This window comes from Klebsiella sp. 141153 (assembly GCF_032601995.1).
Classification (GTDB): Bacteria; Pseudomonadota; Gammaproteobacteria; order Enterobacterales; family Enterobacteriaceae; genus Klebsiella; species Klebsiella aerogenes.
The window spans coordinates 1-235 of sequence record NZ_JAQIRJ010000058.1; the positions used below are offsets into that span (position 1 = coordinate 1).

At 50.2% G+C, this 235-nt stretch carries 1 rRNA gene; it reads left to right on the top strand.

What is annotated here, in order from left to right:
- Window positions 1–166 precede the first annotated feature (166 nt).
- A 5S ribosomal RNA gene (rrf, locus tag PGS10_RS25055) occupies window positions 167–235 on the top strand; the annotation flags it as partial.

The following is a 235-nucleotide window of genomic DNA, read 5'->3' on the forward strand; positions in this document are numbered from 1 at the left end:
TGATAGGTCGGGTGTGTAAGCGTAGCGATACGTTGAGCTAACCGATACTAATGAACCGTGAGGCTTAACCTTACAACGCCGAAGATGTTTTGGCGATTTGAGATGATTTTCAGCGTGATACAGATTAATCAGTGCGTCATATGACGGGCTGATAAAACAGAATTTGCCTGGCGGCGATAGCGCGGTGGTCCCACCTGACCCCATGCCGAACTCAGAAGTGAAACGCCGTAGCGCC